This is a genomic window from Actinomadura harenae, assembly GCF_003696215.1.
Taxonomy (GTDB): Bacteria; Actinomycetota; Actinomycetes; order Streptosporangiales; family Streptosporangiaceae; genus Spirillospora; species Spirillospora harenae.
The window spans coordinates 38,343-51,516 of the sequence record NZ_RFFG01000007.1; the positions used below are offsets into that span (position 1 = coordinate 38,343).

A 13,174-nucleotide genomic window follows, 5' to 3' on the forward strand; every position below is an offset into this window, starting at 1 on the left:
GAGGCTTCCTAACAAAACAAGGGCATGCGACGATCCGGTTCGGGGACGCGGTGGACACCCGCGGACGCAGTGTTGGGGGGACCAGGGGTGACGGCGGCGATCGGCAGGCCGGTGGCCAGCACCACCAGTGTGCTGAGGGTGATGAACGAGCGGGCGGTGTACGAGCGGATCCGGGAGCTCGGCCCGGTGTCCCGCCCCGAGGTGGCGCGCGAGACGGGACTGTCGAAGCCGACCGTGTCGCTCGCGCTGGCCGACCTGGAGCGCGCCGGGCTCGTCCGCACGGTCGGGCACCGGACGGGCCACGCCGGACGCGCCGCGATGCTGTACGAGATCCACCCCGACGCGGGACGCGCCGTCGGCATCGACGTCGGCCGCGAGTGGGTCCGCGCGGCGCTCTGCGGCCTCGACGGAAAGGTGCTGGTCAGGCGGGACGTCCGGTCGCGGGCGGGCGGTCCCGGCGAGCTGACCGACCAGCTGGTGGCCCTCGTGGACGAGCTCGCCGCCGAGGCCGGATGCGCGCCCGCCGACCTGACGCACATCGTGATCGGAACCCCCGGCGTCCACGACACCGGGGAGCACCGGCTGCGCCTCGCGCCCAACCTGCCCGGCTGGGACGTTCCGGGCGTCACCCGCGACCTCGTCGGACGCCTGCCCGCGCCCGTCCTCGTCGAGAACGACATCGCCCTCGCCGCCCTCGGCGAGCAGGCCCACGGGCTCGGACGCGGCGTCCCCGACTTCGTGTTCCTCTCCGTCGGGACGGGCCTCGGCATGGGGATCGTCCTGAATGGCGAGCTCTTCCGGGGCGCGCGCGGAGCCGCGGGCGAGATCGCTTTCCTGCCGCTCGTCGAGACCGACCCGCTCACCCGCGCGCCCGGGGCGCGGCGGCACGGCATGCTGGAGAGCGTGCTGTCGGCCGCGGGTCTCGTCGCCACGGCCCGGCGTCTCGGCATGCCGGGCCGGCTGACGACGGCCGGGGTGTACGACGCGGCCCGCGCGGGCGACCCGCTCGCGGCCGAGGCCGTCCGGTACGAGGCGGGGAACGTCTGCCGCGCCCTGGCCAGCGTGATCGCCGTCCTGGACCCGCGCCTGGTGGTGATCGGCGGCGGCCTCGTCCGGCACGGTCAGGACGTCCTGCTGGACGCCGTCCGCGAGCGGCTCGCCGACATGACCCCCCTCGACCCGCCCCCCGTCGAGCCGTCCGCCCTGGGAGCGGACGCCACCGTCCTCGGCGCCCTCGCGATCGGAGTCACCACGGCCATGGACATCGTCTTCCACCGCACCGTCGCGGAACCGGCGGTCGGCTGATGCGCGACGTCAAGGAGGCCCTCCGCCGCGCCGCCGGCCTCGGCCCGTACTTCGCCGTCTCGACCGACCCGGACGAGGAGGTCGACCTGACCTGGCGTCCCCTCCCCGAAACCGACCCCGAGCGCCTGGACGGCCTCATCGACCAGTACGCCCAGCGCCTCGGGACAGGGGACCGGCGCGTCGCCGCGAGCATCCTGTTCCAGGGCATCGCGTCCCGCCTCTGGTCCCCGGTCGTCGTGGCGGGCGCTCTCGGCGTCGTCCCCGACCTGGCGTCCCTGCACTGGCGCTGGGCCCCGGGCGCGCCCATCGCGCTATGGCTGGCCGCCCCGACCGGCCTGCCCGCGACCCCGGCCAACGCGTTCGAGACCGTCGTGGACGGCCAGCTCCGCCCGCTGCGCGACACGATGCTGAAGGTCGCCAAGCTCGCGGACGGCCTGATCTGGGGAAACGCCGCGTCCGCCCTGTCCGGGACCCTCTACGCGGCCCGCATGGCGCCCGACCTGGCCCCGACCCTGACCCCGTTCGTCCAGGCCCTCCTGACGCGCCCGCCCTTCGACACCGCGGGAGAGTTCACCCGGTACGGCTACGTCCGCCGAAGCTGCTGCCTGTACTACAAGGTCCCACCCGGCGGCGAAATGTGCGGCGACTGCGCCCTCCTGGACCGCCGGTCTGTCTGAGTCGCCGTTCAGTCCCCGGCCGGGACACTGCTCAGTCCCTTGCGGGGACGCGGCTCAGTCCCTTGCGGGGACGCGGCCAATGGCCCGCCTGAAGTCGGGGCATTCGACGACCGGGTCGTGTTCGCAGACCGCCGCGTGACGGAGGCTGTCGCGGAGGCGGGTGAGCTGCGCGATCTGGTCGTCCAGCGAATCGGCCTTCGCCGTCAGGCGCTCGCGCATGCCGTCCCCCGGACGGGCCGTCAGGAAGCTCGCGACCTCGGCGATCGAGAACCCGGCGCTGCGCGCGCACTTGATCACCCCGAGGCGTTCCAGCACCACGGGACGGTACGCGCGCCGGTGCCCGTTGCGTCCGGCGGGCTCGATCAGGCCCTTGGACTCGTAGAACCGGAGCGCGGACGGCGCGAGGCCGGAGAGCCGCGCGACCTCGCCGATGTCCAGCAGTGCCTCGTTCACGGAACTCCCTTGACTTGAACCGCGCTTCAAGTCGCAGCATATCCGGCATGAGAATCCACCACCTGAACTGCGGCTCCATGACGACCCTCGAGGCGACCTACGACGGCCCCGAGCCGAAGGCCGCCGTGAACCACTGCCTGCTCGTCGAGACCGACTCCGACGGTCTCGTCCTGGTCGAGACCGGACTCGGGCTCGGGAACGTCCGCGACCCCGAGGGGACGCTCGGCGCGGACTGGGTCGCCATGGCCGGGCCCACGCTGGACGAGTCGGAGACCGCCGTCCGCCAGGTCGAGCGGCTCGGCTACGACGCGTCCGACGTGCGGCACATCGTCGTCACCCACCTGGACGTCGACCACAGCGGCGGCCTCCCCGACTTCCCGGACGCCGCCGTCCACCTCCTCGGAGCCGAGCGGGACGCCGCGCTCGCGGAGGGCGCCGACGGCCGCTACCGTCCGGCGCACTGGGCGCACGACCCCAAGTGGGTCGCCTACGACGCCACGCCCGACGAGCGCTGGTTCGGCTTCGGCGCGATCCCGCTGAAGGGCCTGGAGGCGGACGTCAAGCTCGTCCCGCTGGGCGGTCACACGGAGGGCCACACCGGGGTCGCCGTCAGGGACGCCGACCGGTGGCTCCTGCACTGCGGCGACGCGTACTACTACCACCGCGAGATGCAGGACGCGAAGGAACCGCACCCCCTCATGGACGCCGTCCAGACCATGTCGCAGATCCACGAGGACCTGCGGATCGGCACGCAGGCCCGGCTGCGCGAACTGGTCCGCGACCACGGCGACGAGGTCGAGGTGTTCTCCGCGCACGACCCGTGGGAACTGGCCCGCTACCTCTGACCGGACGCGGGGTCGCCGGTGGGGTCGGTGGTGGGGCCGGTGGTGGGGGCCGGCGAACCCGCCGGCCCCCGCCCGCTCACTTCCGTACGGACCGTTCGGTCAGCCACCCGAACAGCAGCCCGAGGGTCGCCCACAGGACGGCCTGCATCCCCAGCGAGGCGATGCGGAAGTCCCACAGCGTCTCGGCGGGGAAGTGCTCGGGAATGGCGTCCGGCTTCGGGGTCACCTGGAACAGCACCGCGTTGACCAGCGCGAACGCGACGGCCGACAGGGTGACCGCGTTCCACGTCCCGAACCGGGGGACGAGCCTGCGGCAGACGATCACCGCTCCGACGACGGTGGCGATCCCGATCGCGACCATGCCGAAGTACAGGGCCGTCCGGCTGCCGATCGTGTCCGGATTGCCCACGGCCGGGGGAGTCGCCGGGTACTTCAGGAACGGGACGCCCTCGACCGCGGCGAACCCCAGCAGCGCCACCAGCGCCGCCGTGGCCCGCGCGTGGAGCGCTCCGAGCCGTCCGTAGGCGAAGGCGAACGCGATGGCGAAGATCCCGCCGATCGCGACGCCGTAGAACCCGACCGCGGTGATCAGCCCGGCCGACTTCTGGACGGCCCGCGACACCACCTCCGGCTCGTGCCCGGCGTGGCCGGCGTGCGCCTCCTCGAAGGAGATCGCGGCTCCGACCTGCGGTTCTCCGTAGATCCACGCGACGACGAGCGCCAGCGCCGCCCCGGCGATCCCCACGAGCATCCCCCGGACCAGCAGGGCGCGCATGGTCATCGCCTGCGCGGGCGCGCCGGCGTCCGGGGCCGCGGTCGTCGAAGCGTTGACGTTCGAGCCGGTGACGTTCGAGGACGCCATCAGTGGCAGGGGAAGCCGAGCAGGTGCCGGCCGTCGTGGGTGAACTCGTGGACCCACGTCCCGGAGATCAGGGACGTCGCGCCCTGCTCCGCGCCGACGAAGTAGATCAGGACGAGTCCGAGGACGGCGGCGAACACCGCCCACGGGACGATGTCGCGGACGGGGATCCGCAGCGGCGCGGGCCGCGAAACGGCGGTCTGCGGCGAAACGACGGACTGGGCCATCAGGGTCTCCTCACGGGGTGCACTCGCCCCGGTAGCGGGAGGACGACGGGTCAGTGTCCTGACTCCCAGATCTCCGCCTCCCGCCGGCCTTCCGGCCGGTGTCGGGCCGTGGTCACGAGCGGGGGAGGCTCCCTGGTCACAGTGGCGGGACCGTCCCGGAATCGCACCGGGTTCCTGCACACCGTCGCCTCAATGTGAACTTGTCAGCCGAAGCGTCCCCTTTGGGGGGTTGGGCCGTCAAGTCCGATCGGCCTCCGAGGGTCTCACTGTGTGAGACGCATGCTCATTGACTGAGACAATGCGGTACAGTCTGCGTATGGCTTCCCGCAGCATCCGACTCGCGGCCATCCCCGGTGACGGGATCGGCCCCGAGGTCGTCGCCGAGGGGCTGAAGGTTCTCGAGGCCGTCGCCCCCGCCCACGACCTGACGTTCGAGCAGACCGAGTACGACCTCGGCGCCGCGCGCTACCACCGCACCGGCGAGGTCCTCCCCGACTCGGTCCTCACGGAGCTGCGCGACCAGGACGTCATCCTGCTCGGCGCGATCGGCGACCCGTCCGTGCCGTCCGGGCTGCTGGAGCGCGGCCTGCTGCTCCGCACCCGGTTCGAGTTCGACCACTACGCGAACCTGCGGCCGGTCAAGCTCCTGCCCGGCGCGACCTCCCCGATCGCGGGCGTCGGCCCGGACGACATCGACATGCTGGTCGTCCGCGAGGGCACCGAGAGCCTCTACGCGGGCACCGGCGGCGTGATCCGCAAGGGCACCCCGCACGAGATCGCCACGCAGGAGAGCGTCAACACCGCCTTCGGCGTCGAGCGGGTCGTCCGGTACGCCTTCCAGCAGGCCGCGGCGCGTCCGCGGCAGAAGCTGACGCTCGTCCACAAGGACAACGTCCTCGCCTACGCGGGTGATCTCTACCAGCGCACGCTCAAGCGCGTCGGCGAGGAGTTCCCGCAGGTCGAGACCGACTACTGCCACGTGGACGCGGCGACGATGTACTTCGTCAACCAGCCGCGGCGGTTCGACGTGATCGTCACCGACAACCTCTTCGGCGACATCATCACCGACATCGGCGCGGCCGTCGCGGGCGGCATCGGGCTCGCCGCGTCCGGCAACGTCAACCCCGACGGCACCGCCCCGTCCATGTTCGAGCCGGTCCACGGCAGCGCCCCGGACATCGCCGGGCAGGGCAAGGCGGACCCGACAGCCACTATCCTGTCCGTCGTGATGCTTCTGGACCACCTCGGAGAGACCGCGGCCGCGCGCCGGGTCGAGTCCGCCGTGGCCGAGGACCTCGTCGAGCGCGCGGGATCGGGCGTCCGCTCCACCGCGCAGATCGGCGACGCCATCGCCAAGCGAGTAGCCGGGTAGGCGCGCTCGCCGACCAGCCATGACCGGGCGCGCCGCAGACGGCGCGCCCGGTTTTCCCATCGTGCCCGCCGTCTCCGGCGAAGTCGGTCCGGCCAGGTCGTTAACCAGGTCTGGACTAAGTACGACAATAGGCACTAGGGAAGGTCGGGCGGCAACGGAGCCGCCTGGCGATCCGGGAGAGGACATCCACGATGAGCACGCTCGACTTCGAGATCATCCGCAACGAGAACTCCGTCTCGGCGGAGGACCGCGCGGGGATCCTGGCCGATCCCGGGTGGGGCCAGTACTTCACTGATCACATGATCACGATCCGTTATCACAAGGACAAGGGCTGGCACGACGCCAAGCTCGAGCCCTACGGCCCGATCACGCTCGACCCCGCCGCCCAGGTCCTGCACTACGCGCAGGAGCTGTTCGAGGGCCTGAAGGCCTACCGCCAGGTGGACGGCTCGATCGTCATGTTCCGCCCGTACGCCAACGCCGCCCGGATGAACGCCTCCGCCCAGCGCATGGCGATGCCGGAGATCCCCGAGGAGCTGTTCGTCAAGGCCCTGGAGGTGCTGGTCTCCACCGACCGCGACTGGGTCCCGACGACCGAGGGGCACAGCCTCTACCTGCGGCCGTTCATGATCGCCACGACCCGGCAGCTCGGCGTGAACCAGCCCGCGGACGAGTACCTCTTCACGATCATCGCCTCGCCGTGCGGGAACTACTACGCGCGAGGCATCAAGCCCGTCACCGTCTGGCTGTCCCAGGACTTCACCCGCGCCGCCCCCGGCGGCACGGGCGCGGCCAAGACCGGCGGCAACTACGCCGCGTCCTTCGCCGGGCAGGCCCAGGCCGTCGCGAACGGCTGTGACCAGGTGGTCTGGCTGGACGCCGTCGAGCACCGCTGGGTCGAGGAGGTCGGCTCGATGAACCTGATGTTCGTCTACGGCTCCGGCTCCCAGGCGCGCATCCTCACCCCGGCGCTGACCGGGACGCTCCTTCCCGGCATCACCCGCGACTCGATGCTCACGCTCGCGCCCGACCTCGGCATCCAGGCCGAGGAAGGCAAGATCAACATCGACGAGTGGCAGCACGGCTGCGAGTCCGGCGAGCTGACCGAGGTCTTCGGCTGCGGCACCGCCGCGATCATCAGCCCGGTCGGCGCCGTCAAGGGCACCGACCGCGCGTGGACGATCGGCGACGGGGAGCCCGGACCGGTCTCCATGCGCCTGCGCGAGGAACTGATCGGCATCCAGTTCGGCCACCGCCCCGACCCGTACGGCTGGGTCCACAAGGTCTCCTGACCTGGTTCGTGAGACGGCCCCGCACAGCCCTTTTGGACGCTGTGCGGGGCTTTCTCATGCCCATGACCAGGTGTTGTCTCGTTATATGAGACGGGAGTTGGTGATTTTGAGACGGGTGTGGCATGCTCGGGGCATCATGCGCATCAGCCTGGTGATTATTGGCTGGCGCGCCGGCATCTGACGGAACACCGCCGGCGCGCAGACCTCTCACGTCCGTGAGGGGTCTTTCTGTTTTCCGGCGCGGTCCCGTCTCCCTCGAAGGGTTCACACATGCAGGGCGACGCATTTCACGTGTACGACACCACGCTGCGTGACGGCTCGCAGCAGGAGGGCCTCAACCTCTCCGTGGACGACAAGCTCGCCGTCGCGCGTCACCTCGACGCGCTCGGCGTGAGCTTCATCGAGGGCGGCTGGCCGGGTGCCAACCCCAAGGACACCGAGTTCTTCCGCCGCGCTCGAACAGAGCTGGGGCTGGGGAACGCGCAGCTCGCCGCGTTCGGCGCGACCCGCCGGGCCGGAGTGAAGGCCGCCGACGACCCTCAGGTGGCCGCCCTGCGCGACTCGGGGGCGTCCGTCGTGACGCTCGTGGCCAAGAGCCACGACCGCCATGTCGAGCTGGCCCTCCGCACGACCCTGGAGGAGAACCTCGCGATGATCCGCGACACGGTCTCCCACCTGCGCGCGGAGGGCCGGCGCGTCTTCCTGGACGCCGAGCACTTCTTCGACGGCTACCTCGCCAACCGCGCGTACGCGCTGGAGGTCGTCCGGACGGCCGCCGAGGCCGGCGCCGACGTCGTCGCGCTCTGCGACACCAACGGCGGCATGCTGCCGGACGAGCTGGCCGAGGTCGTCCACGACGTCGTGTCCGTCGGCGCGCGCGTCGGCATCCACTGCCACGACGACTCGGGCTGCGCGGTCGCCAACTCGCTGGCCGCCGTCCGCGCGGGCGCCACGCACGTCCAGGGCTGCGCGAACGGCTACGGCGAGCGCAGCGGCAACGCCAACCTTTTCACCCTCGTCGGGAACCTCCAGCTCAAGCGCGGGATGCGGCTCGTCTCCGACGACCAGCTCGCGCTCATGACCCGCACCGCGCACGCCGTCTCCGAGGTCACCAACGTCGCGCCGTCCTCGCAGCAGCCGTACGTCGGGCTGTCGGCGTTCGCGCACAAGGCCGGGCTGCACGCGTCCGCGATCAAGGTCGACCCGGACCTCTACCAGCACATCGACCCCGCCGCCGTCGGCAACGACATGCGGATGCTCGTCTCCAGCATGGCCGGGCGCGCGTCCGTCGAGCTGAAGGGCCGCGAACTCGGCTACGACCTGTCCGGCGAGCTCGCCGCCTCCGTCGTCACCCGCGTCAAGGACCTGGAGTCCACCGGCTACACCTTCGAGGCCGCCGACGCGTCCTTCGAACTGCTGCTGCGCGAGGAGCTCACCGGCGTCCGGCCCCGGCACTTCGACGTCGAGTCGTGGCGGACGATCGTCGAGCGCCGCCCGGACGGCTCGATGGTCTCCGAGGCCACCGTGAAGCTCCACGCCAAGGGCGAGCGGATCATCGCCACGGGCGAGGGCAACGGCCCCGTCAACGCCCTCGACAACGCGCTCCGCCTCGCGCTCGGACGCCTCTACCCGGAGCTCGCCCGCATGGAGCTGACCGACTACAAGGTCCGCATCCTGGAGGGGACGCACGGCACCGACGCCCGCACCCGCGTGCTCATCGAGTCCAGCGACGGCGAGCGCGAGTGGGGGACCGTCGGCGTCGAGGACAACGTCATCGCCGCGTCCTGGCAGGCGTTGGAGGAGGCCGTCACCTACTGCCTGCTCCACGCGGGACACGAGCCCGCCAACTGACCGCCCCGGACGGGAATCCCCGGCGCCGATCGGGCATTGTCGGGGCATGAGCAAAGTCGTCACGGACAACCGCGAGCAGAGCCGCTACGAGATCACCGTCGACGGGACCCTCGCCGGGTTCGCCGAGTACGCACTGCGCGCCAACGGCGGGATCGTCGTCTTCGTCCACACCGAGATCTTCCCGGAGTACGAGGGGCAGGGCGTCGGGAGCGCGCTCGCCCGCGGCGCCCTCGACGACGTCCGGGGCGGCGGCCGGACGGTCGTCCCGCTGTGCCCGTTCATCAAGGGCTGGATCGAGAAGCACCCGGACTACCAGGACCTCGTCCACTGACCTGGAGATGTGCCCTGACCAGGTGATGTGACACGAAGTAGGTGCACGAACACCAGAAAAGCCGGTGAACATGGCCAAACAGGTGGCGGAGGCGGTGCGGGACGGCCACCATGAGTGATTCGAGATCGCGCGCCGCGGGACAACCGGTGTGCGCGCCCTTTCCGCAAGCCGACCCCGGAGAGACCCATGCCCGTCCGAACCTGGCGTCCCGAGTCCGTACGGACCGGCGAGGGCGAGACGTTCGCGGGCTTCGCCTTCGGCCTCGGCGAGACCTTCGAACGCGACGGCGACCTCGAACAGGCCGCGTCCTGGTACCGGCGCGCCGCCGAGGCCGGCAGCCCGGGGGCCGCGCTGCGCCTGGGCGACGTCCTCGGCCGCCTCGCCGACGAGCGCCGGGCGGGCGACTCCGCCGAGGAACTGCTCGCCGAGGCCACCCGCTGGCTCAGCGGCGCCCCGGACACCACCACCCCGGACGCGATCGGCCTCATCACCGACATGCTCAACCGGCACCAGCGGCGCGCCGCCCGCCGCGGCTCCGGGGAGTAGCCGTCCCGGCGCCGTCCGTCCATCCCGGCGAATGATCCCGTCCCGGGGCGAACCGGAACGCCTCGCCGACCGTCGCATCCCGTGAGACCACGCGCTGGAGAGGTGACCAGGTGAGCGGCGATTCCCCGGGGTACGTCCCCCCGGACCACACGAACACCGCGGAGTTCGCGATCCGCGGACGGCGATCCGCCGACCCCGGCCCCACTCCGGACGACACCCTGACCGACGCCCCGGGGCCCGGCGCCCCGCCACCGCCGGACGACGATCCGCAGGTGGACGACGGTCCTCCGCCGTCCGACGATCCGCCCCCGGTCGAGACGGTCACCGATCTCCCGGCGCCCGTCGCCACGGTCACCGACCTCCCCGAGGCCGCCGTGCCCGCTGTCCCCGCCGTGCCCGCCGGGGACGTCGACACGATCCCCGAGGGGGCCGAGGTCGACGTCGTCCCCCCGCCGTCCGACGACCTGGACCTCGCGTCCGTGACGGTCACCGACGTCCCGATCCCCCGGCGCGAGGACCCGGACGCGATCCCCTTCGGAACCCCCGCGCCGAACGACACCGCGCCCTCGGAACCCGTTGCGCCGCCCGCACCCTCCGAAGACGACTGGACGGCCATGTTCGGCGCCGAGCCGGTCGGTCTCGCCGAACCGTCTGCGGACGCGGGTGCAGGCGCAGGCGCGGACGCAGGCGCGGGTGCGCCCGGCCACCATGAGTCGCCCGCACCGCCGCCCGTGCCCGACCACCCGACGCCGCCCGTGGGCGCCCCCTCGGGCGAAGCCGTGGTCGCGCTGGGCGCGGAGGGCATCCCGCCCAAGCCGGAGACGCGGCGGACGCCCGCGGGGCCGCCCTCGCCGTCCTCCGCCGGGCCGCACACCGGGGACCGGAGCGTGGCCGGGGGCACCCCGCCGTCCGGTTCGAGGGCGGCCTTCGGCGTCCCCCCGACCGGCCCCTCCGGAATCTCCGGCCCTTCGGGACCCAGCGGAGCCCCAGGAACCCCAGGAGCCCCCGCCGGGGGCGGCTCGGGGATCGGGGGCGTCATGGCGCCCTCGGGCACTCCCACGCCCGCCCCGGGCGGCCGGAGGCGACGCCCGTGGCCCCTGGTCGCGCTCGCCGTGGGCGTGCTGCTCGTCCTGGCCGGCGTCGGGGCGACCATGCTGCTCGGCGGCTCGTCCGGCAAGGACGACGCCGCGGCGACGGCGACGCCCGCCGTGTCCTCGCCGGGGACGGAGAGCGGATCCCCGGAGCCGACGTCGTCCGCGTCGCCCGAGCCCACCGGCGGCCCCTCGGACGAGCCGTCGGGGAGCGCCTCGCCCACCGAGGAGCCCACAGGCGGTCCGTCCGAGTCGCCCTCCGGGACGCCGGGGGCGACGCCTCCGCCGACCGAGGCCCCGGAGTCCGCGCCGTCCGGGCCGGTCACGCGGGGGAACGGGATCACCTACCAGATCGTCCAGCAGAGCCAGGGGTACTTCGAGGGCCAGTTCGTCGTCACCAACCCCGGCTCGGCCCCACTGACCGGCTGGAAGATCACGTTCGACACGCCGCGCGCCGACGTCCACTCGATCTGGGGCGCCGAGCTCGTCCACGGCGGGACGCACGTGGAGATCGACGGGACGGTCGCCATCCCGCCCGGCGGCAGCTGGACGGTCCGCTTCGGCGCCACCGGCGTGCCCGCCCGCCCGGAGGGCTGCCAGCTCGCCGGACGGGCGTGCGGATTCTGAGTCCGCACGGCGATTAGGCTGCTGAACATGCGAATCGCGAGGTTCTCCACCGGTGAAGGCATGTCCTTCGGGGTGGTCGAAGAGAACACCATCGCCGCCATCGCGGCGCACCCGTTCGGGGATCTGACCTTCACCGGGCACCGTTTCCCGCTGGCCGACGTGCGGCTGCTCGCGCCGATCCTGCCCAGCAAGGTCATCGCGATCGGCAAGAACTACGCCGAGCACGCCCGGGAGATGGGCGGCGAGCCGCCCGCGGAGCCGGTGATCTTCAGCAAGCCGTCCACGACCGTGATCGGCTCCGGCGAGGCCGTCGCCTACCCGGAGAAGCTGTCCCAGCGCGTCGACTACGAGGGCGAGCTCGCCATCGTGATCGGCCGGCTGTGCCGGGAGGTCCCCGCGTCCCGCGCGCAGGACGTCATCCTCGGCTACACCTGCGCCAACGACGTCACCGCCCGCGATCTCCAGCAGCGGGACGGGCAGTGGACGCGCGCCAAGGGCTTCGACACGTTCTGCCCGCTCGGCCCGTGGATCGAGACCGAGCTCGACCCGTCCGACCTGGCGATCACGACGCGGCTGAACGGCGAGGTCAAGCAGGACGCCCGCACCTCCCAGCTCAGCCACGACATCCCGGCGCTGGTGGAGTACGTGACCCAGGTCATGACCCTGCTCCCCGGCGACGTGATCCTCACCGGCACCCCGGCGGGCGTCGGGCCGATGGAGATCGGCGACGAGGTGACCGTCGAGATCGAGGGCATCGGCACGCTCGCCAACCGGATCGTCGCGCGCGACTGACCGCGCCCGGCGCCCCGGCGGGCGCACGACCGTCGTACGGCGTCCCCGAGATCGTCCCCGGGGACGCCGCACGCGTTTTCGCATGTGGAGGGGATCGATGAGCTTCGACGGCTTCGACGAGGAGGCGTTCGCCTTCTACGAGGGGCTCCTCGCCGACAACGGCAGGGAGTACTGGACGGCGAACAAGGAGCGCTACGAGCGGCACGTTCGCGAGCCCATGCTCGCCCTGCTGGACGAGCTGGAACCCGAGTTCGGCCCGGCCAAGCTGTTCCGGCCGTACCGGGACGTCCGCTTCAGCAAGGACAAGACGCCCTACAAGGACCACCAGGGCGCGATCGCCCTCGACAACCCCCTCTACGTCGAGATCGACGCGGATGGCATGGCCGTGGCGGGCGGCATGTACTCGATGCAGGGGGAGCGGCTGAAGCGCTTCCGCGCCGCCGTCCACGCGCCCGCGTCCGGCAAGGCCCTCGAGGCCCTGCTGGACGACCTGGAGAAGGCGGGCATGGAGATCGCCGGCGAGACGCTCAAGACGCGTCCGCGCGGCTTCGACGCCGACCACCCCCGGATCGGGCTGCTGCGCCACACGCGGCTCTACGCGCGCCAGGGCTGGCCCGCCGATCCGTGGATGGGCACCCGGGAGGTCGTCGACCGCGTCCGGGACGCCTGGCGCCTGCTGAGCCCGCTCGGGGAGTGGGCGGCGGAGCACGTCGGCCCGCCCGACTTCGGTCGCTGACCCGCTGCTCGTCCGGGGGACGAAGGCCGTCGTTCGGCCCCCGGACGGGCGGAACCGCCGGGGGGTTCCGGGCGACGCCGAGACGCTCGGAAGCCCCTGGTCGAGGGGTTCCGCTTTTCGTTTTGGCACTACCCCCAGACTCCTGTATTCTTTTCGAGGCGCGAGCGAAA

General features: G+C 72.3%; 14 protein-coding genes and 1 riboswitch. Of the genes, 11 read left to right on the top strand and 3 right to left on the bottom strand.

The window, feature by feature from the left end; translation table 11 throughout:
* Positions 1-87: 87 nt before the first annotated feature.
* Both EBO15_RS05485 and EBO15_RS44050 read left to right on the top strand, forming a co-directional pair.
* On the top strand, positions 88-1,305 hold the full coding sequence (locus tag EBO15_RS05485) for an ROK family transcriptional regulator (protein WP_158628136.1): 1,218 nt from the start codon (positions 88-90) through the stop codon (positions 1,303-1,305).
* Positions 1,305-1,982, top strand: a complete 678-nt coding sequence (locus EBO15_RS44050; RefSeq protein WP_158628137.1) for a (2Fe-2S)-binding protein — start codon at positions 1,305-1,307, stop codon at positions 1,980-1,982. Before EBO15_RS05485 ends, EBO15_RS44050 begins: the two co-directional genes overlap by 1 nt.
* Before the next feature lie 54 nt (positions 1,983-2,036).
* Here EBO15_RS44050 and EBO15_RS05495 read toward each other — a convergent pair whose 3' ends face one another.
* A complete protein-coding gene (locus tag EBO15_RS05495; RefSeq protein ID WP_122193207.1) occupies positions 2,037-2,435 on the bottom strand; it encodes a MerR family transcriptional regulator in 399 nt (132 codons plus the stop codon).
* A gap of 47 nt (positions 2,436-2,482) precedes the next feature.
* On the opposite strand from EBO15_RS05495, the gene EBO15_RS05500 reads away from it, so the two are divergent.
* Positions 2,483-3,280: an MBL fold metallo-hydrolase gene (locus EBO15_RS05500; protein ID WP_122193208.1), complete on the top strand. Its 798-nt coding sequence runs from the start codon at positions 2,483-2,485 to the stop codon at positions 3,278-3,280.
* Between the two features lie 76 nt (positions 3,281-3,356).
* Here the strand turns inward: EBO15_RS05500 and EBO15_RS05505 are convergent, their stop codons facing one another.
* Positions 3,357-4,142 carry a CbtA family protein gene (locus EBO15_RS05505; protein WP_233615990.1) on the bottom strand — a complete coding sequence of 262 codons (786 nt, stop codon included), beginning with the start codon at positions 4,140-4,142 and terminating at the stop codon, positions 3,357-3,359.
* Complete coding sequence (locus tag EBO15_RS05510) at positions 4,142-4,366, bottom strand: CbtB domain-containing protein (protein WP_122193209.1); 225 nt, start codon at positions 4,364-4,366, stop codon at positions 4,142-4,144. Before EBO15_RS05510 ends, EBO15_RS05505 begins: the two co-directional genes overlap by 1 nt.
* A 31-nt stretch (positions 4,367-4,397) precedes the next feature.
* A riboswitch (cobalamin riboswitch) is annotated at positions 4,398-4,585 on the bottom strand.
* Positions 4,586-4,682: 97 nt separating this feature from the next.
* On the opposite strand from EBO15_RS05510, the gene EBO15_RS05515 reads away from it, so the two are divergent.
* The 8 genes from EBO15_RS05515 to EBO15_RS05550 all read left to right on the top strand — a co-directional run bounded on the left by EBO15_RS05515 (position 4,683) and on the right by EBO15_RS05550 (position 13,004).
* Positions 4,683-5,738, top strand: coding sequence for a 3-isopropylmalate dehydrogenase (locus EBO15_RS05515; RefSeq protein ID WP_122193210.1), 1,056 nt, complete (start codon positions 4,683-4,685; stop codon positions 5,736-5,738).
* Between the two features lie 191 nt (positions 5,739-5,929).
* Positions 5,930-7,030, top strand: a complete 1,101-nt coding sequence (locus tag EBO15_RS05520) for a branched-chain amino acid aminotransferase (protein WP_122193211.1) — start codon at positions 5,930-5,932, stop codon at positions 7,028-7,030.
* A gap of 270 nt (positions 7,031-7,300) precedes the next feature.
* On the top strand, positions 7,301-8,881 hold the full coding sequence (gene cimA / locus EBO15_RS05525; protein ID WP_122193212.1) for a citramalate synthase: 1,581 nt from the start codon (positions 7,301-7,303) through the stop codon (positions 8,879-8,881).
* A 46-nt stretch (positions 8,882-8,927) separates the two neighbouring features.
* Positions 8,928-9,212 (top strand): GNAT family N-acetyltransferase, encoded by a 285-nt coding sequence (locus EBO15_RS05530; protein WP_122193213.1) that lies wholly within the window; start codon positions 8,928-8,930, stop codon positions 9,210-9,212.
* Between the two features lie 186 nt (positions 9,213-9,398).
* The gene (locus tag EBO15_RS05535; protein WP_122193214.1) at positions 9,399-9,758 is read left to right on the top strand and encodes a hypothetical protein; all 360 of its coding nucleotides are present in this window, start codon (positions 9,399-9,401) and stop codon (positions 9,756-9,758) included.
* Between the two features lie 110 nt (positions 9,759-9,868).
* Positions 9,869-11,476 carry a cellulose binding domain-containing protein gene (locus tag EBO15_RS05540; protein ID WP_122193215.1) on the top strand — a complete coding sequence of 536 codons (1,608 nt, stop codon included), beginning with the start codon at positions 9,869-9,871 and terminating at the stop codon, positions 11,474-11,476.
* A gap of 27 nt (positions 11,477-11,503) precedes the next feature.
* Entirely contained in the window at positions 11,504-12,268 is a 765-nt protein-coding gene (locus tag EBO15_RS05545; protein ID WP_122193216.1) for a fumarylacetoacetate hydrolase family protein, read from the top strand.
* Between the two features lie 97 nt (positions 12,269-12,365).
* On the top strand, positions 12,366-13,004 hold the full coding sequence (locus tag EBO15_RS05550; protein ID WP_122193217.1) for a DUF2461 domain-containing protein: 639 nt from the start codon (positions 12,366-12,368) through the stop codon (positions 13,002-13,004).
* Positions 13,005-13,174 lie beyond the last annotated feature (170 nt).

Coding starts and splice junctions, on each gene's coding strand:
- EBO15_RS05500 (WP_122193208.1), top strand. CDS start 2,483: ATGAGAATCCACCACCTGAACTGCGGCTCCATGACGACCCTCGAGGCG.
- EBO15_RS05535 (WP_122193214.1), top strand. CDS start 9,399: ATGCCCGTCCGAACCTGGCGTCCCGAGTCCGTACGGACCGGCGAGGGC.
- EBO15_RS05545 (WP_122193216.1), top strand. CDS start 11,504: ATGCGAATCGCGAGGTTCTCCACCGGTGAAGGCATGTCCTTCGGGGTG.
- cimA (WP_122193212.1), top strand. CDS start 7,301: ATGCAGGGCGACGCATTTCACGTGTACGACACCACGCTGCGTGACGGC.
- EBO15_RS05550 (WP_122193217.1), top strand. CDS start 12,366: ATGAGCTTCGACGGCTTCGACGAGGAGGCGTTCGCCTTCTACGAGGGG.
- EBO15_RS44050 (WP_158628137.1), top strand. CDS start 1,305: ATGCGCGACGTCAAGGAGGCCCTCCGCCGCGCCGCCGGCCTCGGCCCG.
- EBO15_RS05505 (WP_233615990.1), bottom strand. CDS start 4,142: ATGGCGTCCTCGAACGTCACCGGCTCGAACGTCAACGCTTCGACGACC.
- EBO15_RS05510 (WP_122193209.1), bottom strand. CDS start 4,366: ATGGCCCAGTCCGTCGTTTCGCCGCAGACCGCCGTTTCGCGGCCCGCG.
- EBO15_RS05515 (WP_122193210.1), top strand. CDS start 4,683: ATGGCTTCCCGCAGCATCCGACTCGCGGCCATCCCCGGTGACGGGATC.
- EBO15_RS05520 (WP_122193211.1), top strand. CDS start 5,930: ATGAGCACGCTCGACTTCGAGATCATCCGCAACGAGAACTCCGTCTCG.
- EBO15_RS05530 (WP_122193213.1), top strand. CDS start 8,928: ATGAGCAAAGTCGTCACGGACAACCGCGAGCAGAGCCGCTACGAGATC.